Genomic DNA, 17,658 nt, shown 5'->3' with positions numbered 1-17,658 from the left:
GTTCATCGGGATATATCGGTCAGGGCTCGAGCCGAACGGATTTTCAGAAGAGGACGAGGTTTCATGACGGGCAAGGGTTTTGGCTTGAAGGCGATCCCCATCGGCGGACTGACGGCAGCGTTGATGGCGGCTGTCCCCGCTGCTCAGGCCGACGACAAGGTGATCGTGTTCGCCGCGGCCAGCCTCAAGGACGCGCTCGATGCGGTCAACAAGGCCTGCGAGCCGGAGGTCGGCGAGGCGGCCACGATTTCCTATGCGGCAAGCTCGGCGCTGGCCAAGCAGATCGAAGGCGGCGCGCCGGCCGATGTCTTCGTCTCGGCCGACCTCGACTGGATGAAGTATCTCTCCGACAAGAAGCTGACCAGGCCCGACACCGAAGCGAAACTGCTCGGCAACCAGATCGTTCTGGTGGCGCCGCAAGATTCCAAGGTCGAGGCGAAGGTCGAGAAGGGCTTCGACCTCGCCGGGCTCATCGGCGACGGTCGGCTCGCCATGGGCGATTTCAAGGCGGTGCCCGCCGGCAAATATGGCAAGGCGGCGCTGGAATGGCTGGGCGTGTGGTCCTCGGTCGAAGGCAAGGTCGCGCAGGCCGAGAATGTCCGCGCCGCGCTCAAGCTGGTATCGACGGGCGAGGCCGCGCTCGGAATCGTCTACGCCACCGACGCCCATGCCGAAAAGGGCGTCAAGGTCGTCGGCACCTTCCCCGAGGATTCGCACCCGCCGATCATCTATCCGATTGCCCAGACCGCGGATTCGAAGGACAAGGATACGGCTGCCTTCCTGAAATGCGTCGAGTCGGCCAAGGCCGCCGCGCTCTTCAAGGAACAGGGTTTTACGGTGCTCGCGCCGAGCAACTGAGAAAGACCTAACACCGCATATGAACTGGCTGGACCTCACTCCCGACGAATGGAATGCGGTCCGGCTGTCGATCAAGGTGGCGACGGTGGCGATGATCGCCAGTCTGCCGCCCGGCATCCTGATCGCGCTGGTCCTGGCCCGGGGGCGGTTCTGGGGCAAGACCTTGCTCAACGGGCTGGTGCATTTGCCGCTGATCCTGCCGCCGGTGGTGACCGGTTATCTGCTGCTGCTCACCTTCGGCCGGCGCGGGCCGGCCGGCGCCTTCCTCGCCGAGCATTTCGGCATCGTCTTTTCCTTCCGCTGGACGGGGGCAGCACTTGCCTGCGCGGTGATGGGTTTTCCACTGATGGTGCGGGCGATCCGGTTGTCGATCGAGGCAGTCGACCGCAAGATGGAGGCGGCCGCCGGCACGCTCGGCGCCAACCCGGTCTGGGTGTTCGCCACAATCACGCTGCCGCTGATCCTGCCCGGCCTGATCGCCGGCGCGATCCTGTCCTTCGCCAAGGCGATGGGCGAGTTCGGCGCGACCATTACTTTCGTCTCCAACATCCCCAACGAGACGCAGACGCTGCCCTCGGCGATCTACACCTTCACGCAGGTGCCGGGCGGCGATCCCGGAGCGCTGCGCCTGACGCTGATTTCGATCGTCATCTCGATGGTGGCGCTGGTGGCCTCCGAGGTTCTGGCGCGCCGGATCGGCCAGCGGATGGACGTCGAATGACGCTCTCGGTGGACGTCAGTCATCGTCTCGGCGATTTCGCCATCGAGGCGAGTTTCGAAAGCGCCGGCCGGCTGACGGCGCTGTTCGGGCCTTCGGGCTCGGGCAAGTCGACGCTGATCAATGTGATCGCCGGGCTGATCCGGCCGCGGAAAGGGCGGATCGCGGTGGACGGGCGCGTGCTGGTCGACACCGCCGCCGGCATCTTCGTGCCGATGCACAAGCGACGGATCGGCATGGTGTTCCAGGATGCGCGGCTCTTCCCGCATTTGAGCGTCGCCGGCAATCTGCGCTATGGCCGCTGGTTCACGCCGGTTGCCGAGCGCTACGCCAGTATGGATGCGGTGGTCGAACTCCTTGGCATCGGTCCCCTGCTCGACCGGCGGCCGGCGAAATTGTCGGGTGGTGAAAAGCAGCGCGTGGCGATCGGCCGCGCGCTCCTTGCCAGCCCGAAACTGCTTTTGATGGACGAGCCTCTCGCCTCGCTCGACGAGGCGCGAAAGGCCGAAATCCTGCCCTATATCGAGCGGCTGCGCGATGAGACGAAGATCCCGATCGCCTATGTCAGCCATTCCGTCGCCGAGGTGGCGCGGCTGGCGACCGACGTGGCGGTGCTGTCCCAAGGCAAGATCGCGGCTTTCGGCCCGACCGAGGCGATCATGCAGCGGCTCGACCTCTTGCCGGCGGAGGAGCGCGGCGAGGGCGGCGCGGTGCTCGACACCAGGGTTTCGCGTCACGACGAAGTTTTCGGCATGACTGTGCTCGCCTCGCCGGCCGGCGAGATCCGCGTGCCGCGCCTTCCAAGGCCGGTCGGCGCCCTGGTGCGCCTCCGCATCCGCGCCCGCGATGTCATGATCGCGACCGAACAGCCGTCGGGTCTTAGCGCGCTCAACATACTGCCGGGCAAGATCGCCGCGGTCAGGCCGGGCGTCGGGCCTACGGTGGAGATCGCCATCGACTGCAACGGAGCAACGGTGCTGGCGCGCATCACCGAACAGTCGAAGCAGAGCCTTCGGCTCGCGCTCGGCCGCGAGGTCTTCGCGGTGATCAAGACGGTGAGCTTTGACAGCGCGACGACAGGTGCTGGGCTGCCGGTGGAGGCCGATGGTTGACGAAAGGGCAATATCGCTATGTTGGTTTGGAATAGCGATGTGGCGGCGGAGAGGGTAATCTCGACATGATCGCAGAGGACAAGGGATGCCATCGCTGAGCCTGCGGATAAATCTCGACCCTGACGGACGAATTGGTCCGGGCAAGATCGAATTGTTGGAGCAGATCGCCGCTTTCGGCTCGATTTCGGCCGCGGCGCGCGGCATGGAGATGTCCTACAAGCATGCCTGGGACCTGGTCGAGGACATGAACCGGGTGTTCGGCAAGCCGCTGGTGGCGGCGCAGACCGGCGGCCGAAAAGGCGGCGGCGCGCAATTGACCGCCGTGGGTCTCGCCGTCGTCAGCCGTTTCAGAGCGATCGAGCGCGCGGCGGCTTCAGCGGCGGCCGTACATATGCAGGCGTTGCAGGCCGAGATCGACGCCGGTTGATTGGGCCTGTAAGGGGCCTATTCCTCCGGCTCCCCGGGCTTGCGGAGCAAATAGGTGTCCATGATCCAGCCCTTTTTGCGCCGAGCTTCCTCTCGGACCTTCTCGATTTCGGCGCTGACATCGCCGAGGCGGCCGGAAAGGATGATCTCGTCCGCCGTGCCGAGATAAGCGCCCCACTGAATGAAAACATCTTGGTCGACCAGTGTGTTGAAGGCGCACTTGCCGTCCAGCATGACAACGGTGCTTCCGGCATTCGCGGGCAGGCCTTCCTCAGTCAGCCGGCGGCCGGTGGTGACCAGGATCGAATCGCCGATGCGGTTGAGCGCAGTGGCATGGGAGGCGGCCAGCGCCTGGATCGCGGTGATGCCCGGAATGACCTCCAGCTCGAAACCGACATTGCCCCTCAGGCGCACGCGCTCCAGTATGCGCAGCGCGCTGTCGTAGAGCGAGGGGTCGCCCCAGATCAGGAATGCGCCGCAGCCGTCCTCGGCAAGCTCGTTGCCGATCAGCCCTTCATAGATTTCGGCGATCGCCTCGTGCCAGTCGTCGACGGTCACGCGATAGGACGATGTCGGCTCGGCCCGAACCGGGACGTCGAATTCGACGCGGCGCGATTTCGGGTTGGTGACGAAGCGGTCGCAGATCTGCCGACGGAGTTCCGCGAGGTCGTTCTTTCTCGCGCCTTTGTCGGGAACGAACAGCACGTCGGCCCGGTTCACGCCGTTGATGGCCTGTACGGTCATGTGGTCGGGATTGCCGGCGCCGATGCCGATGACGAGAAGCTTGCGCATAGGCGTCCTCCTGCCCGATCGGGCGGCCGGTGTCCAGACGGGGGCAGGCAGGCACGCGGGAACGCAAAACTCGGCCGGTTGGCAGAAACACTGAACGCCTCTAGCTACTTCTCCTGGAATTGCTCTAGATGGAAGCGCATACGCATGATCCCGGTCATGCCGTCGAGAGGGGAGCCATGACACGCACTATCCTGACCGCAGCGCTGGCATTCTCGGTTGCACCGGCCTTCGCCAACGATTCCGTTGCCGCGCTTGGCACCGGCGGGCTGATCCTGTCGCGCAGCGATGCGGTTGCCATGGAAAGCGAAGATCTCTTCATCTCGCCGGAAAAAGTGACCGTCGACTACGTTTTCCGCAACAATACCGACAAGGACGTCAGCGCGATCGTCGCCTTCCCGATGCCGGACATCGAAGGCGACCCGAACGAGATGCCGGCGATCCCGGAAGCGCAGAGCGACAATTTCCTCGGCTTCGAGGTGACGATCGACGGCGTCGACGCCAACCCGCAGCTCGAACAAAAGGCGTTCGCGCTGGGCATCGACATCACCGCGGAACTCCAGGCGCACGACGTGCCGCTCTATCCGTTCGGCGACGTCGCCAAGGCGGCGCTGGCAAAGCTGCCCAAGGACGTCGCCCAGGATTGGGAAGATCGCGGCATCATCATCGAAGACACCGCCGACAACGGTTCGGGCATGCAAACCGCCTACGCGCCGTTCTGGCAATTGCGCTCGACCTATTGGTGGCGCTCCACCTTCCCGGCCAACAAGCAAGTCCATGTCTCGCACCGCTACAAGCCGAGCGTCGGCGGCACGTCATCGGTCAGCTTCTATTACGACGGCAAGTTCCAGGGGCAGTACGACACTTACAAGACCCGCTACTGCATGGACGGCGGGTTCGAGAACGCTGTGCGCAAGGCAGCGAAGGAAAATCCCGACGGCTATCCCAAATATTTCGAGAGCCGCATCGCATATATCCTGACCACCGGCGGCAACTGGGCGTCCGGTAGTATCGGCAATTTCAAGCTCACCATCGACAAGGGCAGCCCAAAGAATCTGGTCTCCTTCTGCGGCGACAACGTCCGCAAGGTGGGTCCGACGACGTTCGAGATGACGGCCAAGGATTTTTATCCGGAGCACGATATCGGCATCTTGCTGCTCGAGCCGTCGGACAATAGCGGGAACGGCGGCTGATGGACATCGCGATCTACGTCGCCATTGCCGAGAACGGCGTGATCGGACGCGAAGGCGGGCTGCCGTGGCGGCTTTCCAGCGACCTGAGACGCTTCAAGGCCGATACGATGGGCAAGCCGATCATCATGGGCCGCAAGACCTATGAGGGCATCGGCCGGCCGCTGCCCGGCAGGCTCAACATCGTGGTGACGCGAGCCAGAGACTGGCGATCCGAGGGCACCGAAGTTGCCCATTCGCTCGACGAGGCGATCACGCTGGCCAAGGTGCGCGGCCGCTGCATGGCAGGTGCCGAGGAGATCTGCGTCGTCGGCGGCGGCGAGATCTATGCCCAGGCCCTGCCGTTGGCCGATCGTCTCCACGTCACGCATGTGCTGGCCGCGGTCGATGGCGACGCTCATTTTCCGCCGATCGACCCCGCGATCTGGCGGATCGTCCGATCCGAGGATTTTCCGGCGGGCGAAAAGGACAGCCACGCGACACGCTATACGGTTTACGAGCGCCGCGGCGACGGTCACTGACGAGGACAAAGGGTCGCTGACGGCTCAAATCGCAGGCGCGCGTAGCGGATCGCGTTGAAAGCGCGTCACGGCGTCCCTATAGAAGAACGAGGGTACAGCGCCACGCTTCCAACCGGACGCGCAAGAAGGTCGCCGTAAAACTTTGATTTGGCGCATGATTCCTTTCGGAAAACCGATATCGGTTTTCGAGGTCATGCGCTAGGATCGCGCCGCAAGGCCTGAGGGAACCGAAGCGAAAGGACATTCATGCCCTGGAACGACAAGAGCGGTGGCGGCGGCCCATGGGGCGGCGGCGGCAATCAGGGGCCCTGGGGACAGGGACCGAAAGGCCCGAGCGGCCCGCCCGGGTCGCCTCCCGATCTCGAGGACATCATCCGCCGCGGCCAGGACAGGCTGCGGCGCGCTCTTCCGGGAGGCGGCGGCGCCAGCCCGGCCGTCCTCGGGCTGATCGCGCTCGCGCTTGTCGTGCTTTGGGCTTTCAAGGCTATCTATACCGTGCAGCCTGACGAGGTCGCGGTCGAATTGCGCTTCGGCAAGCCGAAGGCCGAGCTCTCGCAGCCAGGCCTGCATTTCCACTGGTGGCCGATCGAAACGGTCGAAACGGCAAAGATTTCCGAGCAGCTCGTCAGCATCGGCGGCGGGGCGAGCAGCGGCTCCGGGCTCATGCTCTCCGGCGACCAGAACATCGTCAATGTGCAGTTCTCGGTCGCCTACCAGGTTTCCGATCCAAGGGCCTATCTTTTCGACGTCTCAGATCCCGACGGCATGCTGACGCAGGTGGCCGAAAGCGCCATGCGCGAGGTCGTCGGCCGGCGCCCCGCGCAGGATATTTTCCGCGACGATCGCCAGGGTATTGCCACATCGGTGCGTGAGATCATCCAAAACACGCTCGACGGTTACAAGACGGGTCTGCAAGTCAACGCAATCTCCATCGAGGACGCCGCCCCGCCGCGCGAGGTCGCCGATGCTTTCGACGAGGTGCAGCGCGCCGAGCAGGACGAGGACAAGTTCGTCGAGCAGGCCAATCAATATTCCAACCAGAAGCTCGGCCAGGCGCGCGGCGAGGCGGCCCAGATCCGCGAAGATGCCGCCGCCTACAAGAACCGGGTCGTGCAGGAAGCCGAAGGTGAGGCGCAGCGCTTCATCTCCGTTTACAACGAATACGCCAAGGCGCCCGACGTGACGCGCAAGCGCCTTTACCTGGAAACAATGGAGAGGATCCTGAAGGACTCGAACAAGGTCGTCGTCGAGCAGGGCAACGGGCAGGGTGTGCTTCCTTATCTGCCGCTGCCGGCACTGCAGCCCAAGGCGCCGCCCGCGCCTGCGCTGGGAGGTAACCAGTGATGGCCAACCGTCTTCCCATCATCGCGGTCATCGCGGCCGTCCTTCTGTTTCTGCTCTATTCGTCGGTGTTCGTCGTCAAGGCGGGCGAGCAGGCAATCGTGCTGAGGTTCGGCGAGATCATCGACGTCAAGACCGAGCCGGGCATCTATTTCAAGGCGCCATTCGCCTTCTTCGATGCCGACAGCGTTCAGACGATCGAGAAAAAAGTCATGCGCTTCGACCTCGACAATATCCGCGTTCAGGTCTCCGGCGGCAAGTTCTACGAGGTCGATGCCTTCATCGCCTACCGCATTTCGGATCCGCGCACGTTCCGCGCGGCGGTATCGGGGCAGGTGGAACTCGCCGAAGCCCGGCTGAAGACGCGTCTCGATGCGGCGCTGCGCCGCGTCTATGGTCTGCGCGATTTCGAGGCGGCACTTTCCGAAGAACGCGGCGTCATGATGCGCGAGGTGCGTGACCAACTGCGTCCGGACGCGACGTCGCTCGGCCTCGACATCGAAGATGTGCGCATCCGCCGGACGGATCTGACCGCCGAAGTATCGCAGCAGACCTACGATCGCATGAAAGCCGAACGCCTGGCGGAAGCCGAGCGGCTGAGAGCCCGCGGCAACGAGGCGGCGCAGCGTATCAAAGCCAGGGCCGACCGCGAGGTCGTCGAGATCATCGCCGAGGCGCAGAAAGAATCGGAGATCCTGCGCGGCGAGGGCGAGGCGCAGCGCAGCGCCACCTTTGCTGAAGCCTATAAGCGGGACCCGGGCTTCTTCGATTTCTATCGCTCGATGAATGCTTACGGCACAGCCTTGGACAGCACCGGAACCACCATGGTGCTGTCGCCCGACTCCGAGTTCTTCCGTTTCTTCCGCGATCCGGAAAGCAAGCCCGAGCCCGGACAGCCGGCGGCATCGCAGCCCGCGCCCGCGACGCCGGCAGCCCCGGCCACGCAACCCGGCAGCGCCCAGTAGCGGACGGTGCAGGATTTCCTCGCGGCCATCGGCCTGGTCCTCGTCATCGAGGGCCTGGTCTATGGCGGGTTTCCGGCTCTGGCCAGGAAACTGGCGGCGGAGGTGCTGTCGTTGCCGGAGAATGTGCTGCGGATCGCCGGATTGGCTGCAATCGCCCTCGGCGTCGCCATCGTCTGGCTGGTTCGCGGCTGATGAAATTCCTTGGTGCCGAGGCGATTGACGATTTATCTTCCGCCGATAGCTATAGCCGCAAACGTGCCTTATTTCTTGCCAACATGAATTGACGGGCGCCTTTGCGGAAGCGCCTTTCTTTTTCAAAACGCCGGGAGGCCACGATGATATCCGACACCCTGTTGCGCGCGGCGCGGCGCAGGTTTTTCGCCGGCGCCACCGCATTCGTCGTCGGCATAGTTGCCGTCCCGTCCTTCGTCACGCCCACGATCGCTTCCGACGCGCCGCCTTCCGTCGCCGACCTTGCCGAACGCCTGCTCGGCGCGGTGGTCAACATCTCGACCTCGCAAACCGTCAAAGGCACGGAAGGCCCCGGTGCGGTGCCGATGCCGCAGCTTCCGGAAGGCTCGCCCTTCCAGGATTTTTTCGATGACTTCTTCAAGAACCGCGGCGGCGACAAGGGCGGTGGGCAGAAGGTGCAGTCGCTTGGCTCCGGCTTCGTCATCGATGCCGAGCAGGGCATCGTGGTGACCAACAATCACGTCATCGCCGATGCCGACGACATCGAGGTCAATTTCTCCGACGGCGTGACGCTGAAGGCGACGCTTGTCGGCACCGATACAAAGACCGACGTCGCGTTGCTGAAGGTCGATCCGAAGGGCCACAAATTGACGGCGGTGAAGTTCGGCGATTCCACTAAGATGCGCGTCGGCGACTGGGTGATGGCGATCGGCAATCCTTTCGGTCTTGGCGGCACGGTCACGGTCGGCATCGTCTCGGCGCGCAACCGCGACATCAATTCCGGCCCCTATGACGACTTCATCCAGACCGACGCCGCCATCAATCGCGGCAATTCCGGCGGTCCGCTGTTCAACAGCAGTGGCGAGGTCATCGGCATCAACACGGCGATCATCTCGCCGTCCGGCGGCTCGATCGGCATCGGCTTTTCCATTCCCTCGCAGCTCGCCGCGGGCGTCGTCGATCAGCTTCGCCAGTTCGGCGAAACGCGGCGCGGCTGGCTTGGCGTGCGCATCCAGCCAGTGACGGAAGACATCGCCGAAAGCCTCGGCATGGCGACGGCCAAGGGCGCGCTGGTGGCCGGTGTCATCAAGGGCGGACCGGTCGACAACGGCACGGTTCAAGCCGGCGACGTCATCATCAAATTCGACGGCAAGGACATCCACGAAATGCGCGACCTGCCGCGCGTCGTCGCCGAAAGCCCGGTCGGCAAGGCCGTCGACGTCGTCATCGTGCGCAAGGGCGTCGAGCAGACAGTGAAGGTGACGCTCGGCCGGCTCGAGGACGGCGAGAAGCTGGCCAGCGGCGAGAACGGCAGTACCGGCGAGGACAAGGGCGACAAGGCGGCTCCTGTGTCGACGGCTTCGGTGCTCGGCATGACCGTTGGCGAGCTCAACGAGCAGACCAGACAGAAATTCGGCATCGCGGCCGATGTGTCGGGCGTGGTCATCACCGACGTCGCCAAGGATTCGGCCGCCGCCGAACGCGGCATCCAGCCCGGCGAGGTGATCACCGAGATCGCGCAGGAATCGGTCGGCACGCCAAAGGATGTCATGGACCGGATCGGCGCGCTGAAAGAGCAGGGCCGCAAGAACGCGCTGCTGATGCTCGCCTCGAAATCCGGCGAGTTGCGCTTCGTCACGATCCGGATGGACTGATTCCGGAGAGCCCGAACGGGTTGATTCGCAAGAATGGGCGGCTAGCGGGCCGCCCTTTTTCGCGCCTGCCAGTCGTCGCGCGACAGCCGGTACAGCGCATGCCGCTTAAGATGAGGGTGGCTGTCCGGCACGGCGGGATGGTCGAAATCGGCGCCCGGGTCGGCGCGCATGCCGAGCCGCTTCATGACGGCGATCGAACGATGGTTTTCCACGACGGCAAAGGAGACGATTTCGTCCAGCTCCAGCGTTTCGAAACCGAAGGAGAGCCAGGCTTCGGATGCCTCGGTGACATAGCCCTTGCGCCAGTATTCCGGTGCCAGCCGCCAGCCGATCTCGATCGTGCCGGCCGGCAGGGAAGGCACATGATCGGTTTGGAGGAGGCCGACGAAGCCGATGCACTCGCCGGTGGCGGCGATCTCGGCGGCGGCGAAACCGTAGCCATCCTCATCGATCCAGGCGCGGAGCTCGTCCATCTTTGCGTCCGCCGCGGCCCGGTCGCGGCGGAACGGAAAAAATTCCATCACGCGCTCGTCCGAGTTGATGCGATGGAAGAGCGCGCGGTCGCGCTCTTCCCAATTGCGCAGGATGAGGCGCTCGGTGCGGATCGGCTTCATTGCACGAACTCGTCCTGGCGATAGCCCTGGAGGTAGAGCAGCGCCGTCAGATCGCCGTGGTCGATGCGGATCCTTGCCTGCTCAGCCACCGCCGGCTTGGCGTGAAGAGCGACGCCAGTGCCGGCCAGGCGGATCATGTCGAGGTCATTGGCGCCGTCGCCCACGGCAACGGCATCCTGCGTCGTCACGCCCAGCCTTGCCGCGATGTCGAGCAGCGCCTCGGCCTTGGCGGCGCGGCCGAGAATAGGCGCGGCCACCGTGCCGGTGAATCTGCCGCCGTCCTCGATCAGCCGGTTGGCGCGGTTTTCCTGGAAGCCCAGCATTGCGGCGATGCGGTTGGTGAAGACGTCGAAGCCGCCTGAGACCAGCGCCGTCCAGGCGCCGTTGGCACGCATGGTCTGCACCAGCGCGCGGCCGCCGGCGGCCAGCGTCAGCCGGTTGGCGAGGATGCGCTCGACCACCGCCGTGTCGAGGCCCTTCAGCAAGGCGACGCGTTCGCGCAAGGCCGGCTCGAATGCGATCTCGCCATTCATCGATCGCGCGGTGATCGCAGCGACACGGTCTTTGACGCCGATCTCGTCAGCAAGCTCGTCGATGCATTCCTGATTGATCATGGTCGAATCCATATCGGCAAGCAGGATCCTCTTCCTCCTGCCTTCAGCCGGCTGGACGATGATGTCGACCGGCTCGGAGGCCAATGCCGCGCGCAGATTGGCCGTCAATTCGCCGATGTCGGGAGTCTCCGGCAAAACCAGATCGCAGGCGACATCCTCGGCCAGCCAATGAACGGCGCTTGCGCCTGCCGCTCGCGAGGCGATATTCGCAAGCGGGACCGACACTCGGCGGTCTTTGGGATTGGACACAAGCGTGGCGATCAGAGGCATCGAAAATTCCGGCAGGCAGGCGGGCAAAGGCCGCGTGAAAAACGCCATCCTGATAGCGGGGCCGACCGCCAGCGGCAAGTCGGCGCTGGCGCTGGACATCGCCGAGCGCAAGGGCGGCGTGATCGTCAACACCGATTCCATGCAGGGCTATTCGGTTCTGGACGTGCTGACGGCGCGTCCGAGCGCGGCCGAAACGGCGCGCGTGCCGCATTATCTGTACGGTCACGTGCATCCTTCGACAGCCTACTCGACCGGCGCCTGGCTGCGCGACGTCACCGGGCTGATCGCGGAAGGTATTTTCTCCGGCCGGCCGGCTGTCTTCGTCGGCGGCACCGGGCTCTATTTCCGAGCTTTAGCCGAAGGCATCTCGGACATGCCCGACATTCCGCCTTCGGTGCGTGAGCGCTGGCGCTACGAACTCAAGGAACAAGGGGCAGAACGGCTGCACCGTGTACTGATGCATCAGGATTCGGCTGTCGCCATGCAGCTCCGGCCGACCGATGGCCAGCGCATTGTGCGGGCACTGGAGGTGCTCGACGCGTCGGGACGGTCGATCCTTGAATGGCAAGCGGCACGCGGCCAGCCGCTCATCGACCGCGACAGCGCACGCTTCCTGGTGATCGAGCTGGATCGCGGCGAACTGGTGGCGCGTATCCGGGCGCGTTTCGATCAAATGCTCGACAAGGGCGCGCTCGACGAGGTCAGGCAGTTGATGGCACTCGACCTCGATCCGAACCTGCCGGCGATGAAGGCGATCGGCGTGCGCGAGCTGCAGGCCGCGATGGCCGGACACATGGGCTTTCCCCAAGCGATTGAGCGAGCCAAGATCGCGACGCGCCAATATGCCAAGCGGCAGACGACCTGGTTCAAACACCAACTGGGGCCGGAGTGGCAAAGGTTACGCCCGGGCGAGAAATGGTCAATCGCGGACTGATAGAATGCGATTTGATCAGGGCTTGGAATTGTGAGCGCAGCTTCCCGTCACGGTTGTCCGGGTTAACCGTCCGTAAGGCCTGGCATGCCATAACGGCGACGGTCGCAGTACCGCGGGGCGTTATGCGTTTTCACAAGGCGGAATCGGCGTTTTTCGTCTTTATCTTCGTGATCCTGGCCGCCGGCCTGGTGACCTTTCACGCCTATGGCCAATTGCAGGATATCGCGACCGCTCTCGACACCGCATCGCGTCTCGACAGAATCGCCTATCTCAACAAATTGCTGTTCGTGACCGGTGCGCTGCTGGCTGCTGCCTTGTTCTTTGGAACCTTCTTCATCTACCCGCTGATCCGCGGCCAGGTGAGGGAAGAGGGCAAGTTGCGCGCCATGACGGTGTCGCTGAGCGCCCGTTCGCAAACGCTCGAGCACGCAGCGCTCACCGACGGCCTGACCGGAATGCAGAACCGCCGCTACTTCGATGACGCGTTGCGGGAATATCTCGACGAGTTCGGCCGCATCGACAAGCCGGTGGGCCTGATGATCCTCGATCTCGATCATTTCAAGCAGGTCAACGACACGCATGGCCACGATGTCGGCGACGAGGTTCTGCGGTCCGTCGCGCAGTGCGTACGGGGCATGACCCGCTATCACGATGTGGTGGCGAGGCTGGGCGGCGAGGAGTTCGCCGTGGTCACGCCCAACATGGATGCGGAACTGCTCGCGCGGTTCGCCGAGCGCATCCGCAAGGCGATCGCCAACCTGTCGATCATGTCGGGCAATGTGCGGCTGAAGGTCACCACCAGCGTCGGCCTCGCCGTCTGGGACCGCAAGGAGAGTGCCGAGGACTTCTATCGCCGCGCCGACCGGCAGCTCTACGAGGCGAAGAAGCAGGGCCGCAACCGCGTCTGCGCCTGAAATTCCATGATCAAATTCTTGACGCTGGCCGCCTGGAGCCGTGTGCTGCGCTTCTACCGCGCCGCGCGTCTCCTATGATCCTTTCCGAAAAGCGTTCTCGATTTTCGGGGTCATGCGCGTGCTCACGGACTATATGTCCGCTCCGGTTCTCGAAAGCGACTTCAGTCGACTCAGCCCGGGACTCAGTCGGCGCGAAGATGCAGAACGATTAGTCGTTCTGCTGGCGCATGCCGAAGGTCGAGGGCCTCAGGCCGTAACGCATGTCGAAATCGTCGTCCGGTTGCACGCGCGGCGCCGATGGCTTGCGGTAGTCGGGGTCGCCAGCCTGGCGCCCGGTATCGACGGCTTCGGCGAACGCTATCGACTGCTGCGGTTTCGGCACGTTGCGCAGACGCTCGACAATTCCGGCGAGATCGACATCGTCGCCGGAATCCGCGGGCAAGGCCTGCTCCCGCTTCGCTGTGCCGGGAATGAATTCCTGGGACAGTTTCTCGAATTTGAGCCGCATGGTGGTCGCCACGCCTTCGCCGAAGGCAATGGCTTCGCGCTGGCCCATGGAGGACAGGAACGCCAGCGTCGAGGCCGAGGAATCGGCGATCGCCGAGCGGATGATCGCCTGGTCCTGCTCGTTGGCGAGCCGCATGGCGAAGAAAGTCGAGCATTGCGACAGGATGGTCGGATCGAGCTCGCCTGGACGCTGGGTCACAACGCCGAGATAGCAGCCATATTTGCGGCCTTCCTTGGCGATGCGCGACAAAGCGTGCCTGGTCGGCGCGAAGCCGAGACGCGGATCGGCAGGCATGTAGCGGTGCGCTTCCTCGCAAAGCAGGAGCAGCCGCAGCCGGCCCTCGCTCCAGAGCGCAAGGTCGAAGGCGAGGCGCGCCAGCACCGAGCAGACCGAATTGACGACTTCGGACGGCATGCCCGCCATCTCGAAGCAGGTCACCGGACGTCCATGGTTCGGTACGCGGAAGATGTTGCCGATCGTCTCGTGGATGGTGTCCTCGATCAGCCGCGAATTAAACATGAAACGGTAGCGCGGGTCGGAAGCGGCCGATTCGATGCGCGTCCTCAACGACTTCAGTGTCGGCCGATCGTTCTTGCTTTCGAGCAGACCCATGCGCTCGTCGATCTGCTTGAGCAGATCGGCGATGCGGTAAGGCACCGGCGTATCCGCCGTCAGCGCATCGCTGCCGCGCCTGATATACGAGCCGGAGCTCGGGTTGCGATAGAGGTTCTTGGCGGCCGGGATGAGGTCGCGCAGGACGTCGACTTCCTCCGGAACGGTCTCGCGACCGCGAAACAGAACTTCGGCGAATTCTTCCAGTCTGAACATCCAGAACGGCAGGTCGAGCGTCTTGGAATCAACCTTCACGCAGTATTCCGGAAGCGAGGCGGCAAACTCGTTGTGCGGGTCGAGGATCAGCACGCGCAGATCGGGCCGCGCCTCGATCGATTTGCGCAACAGCAGCGAGACAGCCGTGGATTTGCCGACGCCGGTCGTGCCGACAATGGCGAAATGGCGCGCCAGCGTGTCGTCGACAGCGATGTTGGCGTCGATCGCCTCGTCCTGGGACAGCGTGCCGATGGTGATCGAATGGCGGCCGGCGAGATCGTAGACGGCCTGCAGGTCGCGGCTGCGGATACGGTGGGCAACCGCGCCGATATGCGGATAGGTGGTGATGCCGCGGTCGAAGACCGGTTTGGCGCCGGGCTCGGCGCCGTCGCGCACCTCGCCGATCAGTTCGATGCTGACCTCGATTGCGTTCTGGCCCTCATTGCTCCAGGCGCGGTCAGACTTGCCGATCGCATAGACAAGGCCAACGGTTCGCGTCGCGCCAAGGTTGATGGAAATCATCTTGCCGACGGTCCACAGGCCGGTCACCGTGCCTTCGGCATCTTCGGCATAGGCGCTGATGGTAGCGCGCGCACCGTCGCATTGCACGACGTTGCCCAGGATGCGCTTGTCGCTCTGCTGGGCGTCGCGGCGCTCCTGCGAGGTCGGCTCCCCAATGGAGGCTTCGCGTTCAACAAACATCGGTTACCTGTCCCATTCCCCTCGGCGGTCAAAGCTATCCCAATCGGGGTTAAAGCCGCGTGAGGTCGGATGGTGTAGGTCCCGTTAAACCACTCGCGAAAATGCGATCGACCAGCCTCTTCCTTCATCCCGGAATTTCGATATATTGGATGAATGACTGATATATCGAACGACATCACGTCCACGATCGGCAGGCGGATACGCTCCGAGCGTGATTTGCGGGGATGGTCGCTGGCCGAGTTGGCCGAGCGTTCCGACGTTTCCAAGGCGATGCTGAGCGCCATGGAGCGCGGCATGACAAGTCCGACCGCGGCGCTCCTCGTGCGCATCGCGTCGGCTTTCGGCATGACGCTCTCGACGCTGATTGCCCGCGCCGAAATGCAGGGCGGCAGCGTGTCCCGCAAGGACGAGCAGCCGGTCTGGCAGGATCCGGCGACCGGCTATGTGCGACGCCATCTGTCGCCTGCAACGCAAATGCCGCTCGAGCTGATCCGGGTCAGCCTGCCGGCAGGCGCCAAGGTCGATTTCCCGGCAGCGTCCTATGCCTTCATCAAGCAGCAGATCTGGCTGATCGGCGGCCGCCTGGACTTCACCGAAGGCAATGTCGTGCACAGGCTGGAGCCGGGCGACTGCCTGGCGCTCGGAGCCCCGTCGGACTGCACCTTCCACGCTCCGGGACCGGAAGCCGCCGAGTATCTGGTGGCGCTGGTCCGGGGCTGATCGCATGGCACGCCGGCCTGAACGGTCCCACAATGGCGGGCCGCCTCTCGACGACTACGAAGGTCCGCCCTGGGGCAAGGGCGACCCCTACATCTTTCTTGCCTGGCGCACCGCCCACGACAAAGCCTGGAAGGCGCCGAGCCATGCCGTCATGCTGATGCGGCTGGAAAAGGCCGAGCGGCTTGGGCTCACCTATGAGGAATACACGCTCGAGATCCTGGAGCGCGGGCGGCACCTCAGCGAGGACGATGCCGAGCGGATCGCGGAAATCCGAAGGGCGCGCCGCCGAAGTCGGAGCAGTCATTTCGCATGACCGCGGCCCGACACCTTATCACCTGGAGACCCCCGACATGAATCCCCTTGAAATCAGGGCGTTGAACGACGACGCAAAAACCAGCGGGATGCTCGCCGACCTGCTGATCGAGACAGTCGCCGCCGGCGGATCGGTAAGCTTCATGCATCCCTTGTCTCCCGATGCGGCCCATGAGTTCTGGCGCAAATCGCTCGCTGCCGCGGCGCGCGGAGAACGGGCGGTGCTGGGCGCATGGGATGGCAAGACGCTTGCCGGCACCGTCTCACTGCTTCTCGACTGCCCGCCCAACCAACCGCACCGCGCCGAGATTGCGAAGCTGATGACCCGCCTCGACTATCGCGGCAAAGGTATTGCCACCGGCCTGATGCGGGCCGCCGAGGAACTGGCGGTCAAGAAAGGGCGCACCCTGCTGGTGTTGGACACAGCAAGCGAAGAGGGGGCCGGCGGCCTTTACGAAAAACTCGACTTCTCGCTGACCGGCGAGATTCCGGACTATGCGCTAAAACCCCATGGTGGGCTCACCGGCACGCTCATCTATTGGAAGCGGATAGGGGAGCCAGCCCGGGCGCTATGCTGAAATGCTGGCGAGACGCGACAAAAGCCAGCGGCGAAAATCCTGTTCGGCGCCGGACAGCCGCGATGACGATGGCCATGTTAGGAAGTGACCCGATGGGCTCGAGAGCTCGAAATCGGAAAGCCTGACAAGGAGATTGTCCTTAAGCGCGGCGTCGATGAGCGGCCGCGAGCCCAGCAGCGCTCCGGCGCCGGACTTCGCCGCCTCCATCGCGGCGACAAAACTGTCGAAGCGATGCGAGCGTTGGGAGTGGCCGGCAAGGCCGGAGGCTGCGAACCACTCCGCCCACATCTCGCGCGCGCCCGCCACCAACAGCAGCGGCAGCGATGTCCATTCGGCATTTCCGGCCAAGATCGGCGCAGCGACCGGAACGAGCCGCTCGACCGTCAACCGGTCGGCGTCGCGCCCGGAAAATGAACCGTTGCCGAAGCGGATGTCGAGCGTCGAGCCTGCCTCGTCGTAGTCCGTCGGTCGATGGATGGTCACCAGATCGAGCCTGATCCACGGCAGCGCCTTTGCGAGATCGGGAAGAGCCGGGACCAGCACCAGCAGCGCGAAAGAAATCGGAACGCGAATGGTGACGGTTTGCAAAACGCGTGGCTCGAACAACTCGCGCGTGCTGCTGCCGATGATCGCGAATGCCGACTGGATATGGGGAAGATAGGCGGCGCCCTCCGGCGACAACGCCACGCCGCGTGCCAGCCGCGCGAACAGTCGCGTCTTGAGACGCTCTTCCAGAAAGCGGATGTGCTGGCTGACGGCGGCTTGCGTGAGCCCGAGCTCGGCGGCCGCGGCGGTGAAATTCGACAGGCGCGCGGCCGCTTCGAAACTGCGTAGCCAGTCGAGCGGAGGCATGGGATCGGCAGCTTTTCCAGTCATTAGGTTTTTGGCGGCATTGGC

Annotated in this window: 20 protein-coding genes; 15 read left to right on the top strand and 5 right to left on the bottom strand. The window is 64.1% G+C overall.

Translation table 11 applies throughout. The features are described 5' to 3' along the window. Nucleotides 1–63: 63 nt before the first annotated feature. From modA to P9254_RS04465, 4 genes are all read left to right on the top strand, one after another. Nucleotides 64–858, top strand: coding sequence for a molybdate ABC transporter substrate-binding protein (modA, locus tag P9254_RS04480; protein ID WP_278057341.1), 795 nt, complete (start codon nt 64–66; stop codon nt 856–858). Between the two features lie 19 nt (nt 859–877). Then, nucleotides 878–1,579 carry a molybdate ABC transporter permease subunit gene (gene modB / locus P9254_RS04475; protein WP_278057342.1) on the top strand — a complete coding sequence of 234 codons (702 nt, stop codon included), beginning with the start codon at nt 878–880 and terminating at the stop codon, nt 1,577–1,579. Then, nucleotides 1,576–2,688 (top strand): molybdenum ABC transporter ATP-binding protein, encoded by a 1,113-nt coding sequence (gene modC / locus P9254_RS04470; protein ID WP_278057343.1) that lies wholly within the window; start codon nt 1,576–1,578, stop codon nt 2,686–2,688. Before modB ends, modC begins: the two co-directional genes overlap by 4 nt. An 85-nt stretch (nt 2,689–2,773) precedes the next feature. After that, on the top strand, nt 2,774–3,115 hold the full coding sequence (locus P9254_RS04465) for a winged helix-turn-helix domain-containing protein (RefSeq protein WP_066990897.1): 342 nt from the start codon (nt 2,774–2,776) through the stop codon (nt 3,113–3,115). Nucleotides 3,116–3,132: 17 nt separating this feature from the next. Here P9254_RS04465 and cobF read toward each other — a convergent pair whose 3' ends face one another. Continuing rightward, nucleotides 3,133–3,906: a precorrin-6A synthase (deacetylating) gene (cobF, locus tag P9254_RS04460; protein WP_278057344.1), complete on the bottom strand. Its 774-nt coding sequence runs from the start codon at nt 3,904–3,906 to the stop codon at nt 3,133–3,135. Between the two features lie 176 nt (nt 3,907–4,082). Here cobF and P9254_RS04455 point away from each other — a divergent pair, with 176 nt between their 5' ends. The 6 genes from P9254_RS04455 to P9254_RS04430 all read left to right on the top strand — a co-directional run bounded on the left by P9254_RS04455 (nt 4,083) and on the right by P9254_RS04430 (nt 9,767). Continuing rightward, a complete protein-coding gene (locus P9254_RS04455; RefSeq protein WP_278057345.1) occupies nt 4,083–5,096 on the top strand; it encodes a DUF4424 domain-containing protein in 1,014 nt (337 codons plus the stop codon). Beyond that, nucleotides 5,096–5,614 (top strand): dihydrofolate reductase, encoded by a 519-nt coding sequence (locus P9254_RS04450; RefSeq protein WP_278057346.1) that lies wholly within the window; start codon nt 5,096–5,098, stop codon nt 5,612–5,614. The genes P9254_RS04455 and P9254_RS04450 overlap by 1 nt, the downstream gene beginning before the upstream one ends. 246 nt (nt 5,615–5,860) lie before the next feature. After that, a complete protein-coding gene (gene hflK, locus P9254_RS04445; protein ID WP_066990906.1) occupies nt 5,861–6,958 on the top strand; it encodes an FtsH protease activity modulator HflK in 1,098 nt (365 codons plus the stop codon). Then, nucleotides 6,958–7,920, top strand: a complete 963-nt coding sequence (gene hflC, locus P9254_RS04440; RefSeq protein WP_095779003.1) for a protease modulator HflC — start codon at nt 6,958–6,960, stop codon at nt 7,918–7,920. The genes hflK and hflC overlap by 1 nt, the downstream gene beginning before the upstream one ends. Nucleotides 7,921–7,926: 6 nt before the next feature. Next, nucleotides 7,927–8,112, top strand: a complete 186-nt coding sequence (locus tag P9254_RS04435; protein ID WP_095783779.1) for a DUF2065 domain-containing protein — start codon at nt 7,927–7,929, stop codon at nt 8,110–8,112. A 143-nt stretch (nt 8,113–8,255) separates the two neighbouring features. After that, nucleotides 8,256–9,767 carry a DegQ family serine endoprotease gene (locus P9254_RS04430; protein ID WP_127245773.1) on the top strand — a complete coding sequence of 504 codons (1,512 nt, stop codon included), beginning with the start codon at nt 8,256–8,258 and terminating at the stop codon, nt 9,765–9,767. Nucleotides 9,768–9,808: 41 nt separating this feature from the next. Here P9254_RS04430 and P9254_RS04425 read toward each other — a convergent pair whose 3' ends face one another. Together P9254_RS04425 and serB are read right to left on the bottom strand one after the other, a co-directional pair. After that, entirely contained in the window at nt 9,809–10,381 is a 573-nt protein-coding gene (locus tag P9254_RS04425) for a GNAT family N-acetyltransferase (RefSeq protein ID WP_095802670.1), read from the bottom strand. Beyond that, on the bottom strand, nt 10,378–11,265 hold the full coding sequence (serB, locus tag P9254_RS04420) for a phosphoserine phosphatase SerB (RefSeq protein ID WP_082953817.1): 888 nt from the start codon (nt 11,263–11,265) through the stop codon (nt 10,378–10,380). The genes P9254_RS04425 and serB overlap by 4 nt, the downstream gene beginning before the upstream one ends. Here serB and miaA point away from each other — a divergent pair. Both miaA and P9254_RS04410 read left to right on the top strand, forming a co-directional pair. Next, on the top strand, nt 11,255–12,199 hold the full coding sequence (miaA, locus tag P9254_RS04415; protein WP_278057347.1) for a tRNA (adenosine(37)-N6)-dimethylallyltransferase MiaA: 945 nt from the start codon (nt 11,255–11,257) through the stop codon (nt 12,197–12,199). The genes serB and miaA overlap by 11 nt on opposite strands. Nucleotides 12,200–12,321: 122 nt before the next feature. Further along, nucleotides 12,322–13,113, top strand: a complete 792-nt coding sequence (locus P9254_RS04410; RefSeq protein ID WP_066990920.1) for a GGDEF domain-containing protein — start codon at nt 12,322–12,324, stop codon at nt 13,111–13,113. Between the two features lie 208 nt (nt 13,114–13,321). On the opposite strand, the gene P9254_RS04405 is transcribed toward P9254_RS04410, so the two are convergent. Next, complete coding sequence (locus P9254_RS04405) at nt 13,322–15,151, bottom strand: ATP-binding protein (RefSeq protein WP_278053590.1); 1,830 nt, start codon at nt 15,149–15,151, stop codon at nt 13,322–13,324. Between the two features lie 153 nt (nt 15,152–15,304). Between P9254_RS04405 and P9254_RS04400 the strand changes: the two genes are divergently transcribed. Genes P9254_RS04400 through P9254_RS04390 form a run of 3 tightly spaced genes read left to right on the top strand, consistent with a single transcriptional unit; the run spans nt 15,305 to nt 16,761 of the window. Next, a complete protein-coding gene (locus P9254_RS04400; RefSeq protein WP_067323226.1) occupies nt 15,305–15,871 on the top strand; it encodes a helix-turn-helix domain-containing protein in 567 nt (188 codons plus the stop codon). 4 nt (nt 15,872–15,875) lie between these two features. Then, nucleotides 15,876–16,184, top strand: a complete 309-nt coding sequence (locus P9254_RS04395) for a hypothetical protein (RefSeq protein WP_278053591.1) — start codon at nt 15,876–15,878, stop codon at nt 16,182–16,184. A 37-nt stretch (nt 16,185–16,221) separates the two neighbouring features. Then, nucleotides 16,222–16,761, top strand: a complete 540-nt coding sequence (locus P9254_RS04390) for a GNAT family N-acetyltransferase (RefSeq protein WP_067323233.1) — start codon at nt 16,222–16,224, stop codon at nt 16,759–16,761. Here the strand turns inward: P9254_RS04390 and P9254_RS04385 are convergent. Next, nucleotides 16,753–17,613: a LysR family transcriptional regulator gene (locus tag P9254_RS04385; protein ID WP_278053592.1), complete on the bottom strand. Its 861-nt coding sequence runs from the start codon at nt 17,611–17,613 to the stop codon at nt 16,753–16,755. The two genes, P9254_RS04390 and P9254_RS04385, sit on opposite strands and share 9 nt — an antisense overlap. Nucleotides 17,614–17,658 lie beyond the last annotated feature (45 nt).

Source organism: Mesorhizobium sp. WSM4983 (assembly GCF_029625765.1).
Taxonomy (GTDB): Bacteria; Pseudomonadota; Alphaproteobacteria; order Rhizobiales; family Rhizobiaceae; genus Mesorhizobium.
This window is presented reverse-complemented; position numbering and strand designations above follow the sequence as displayed.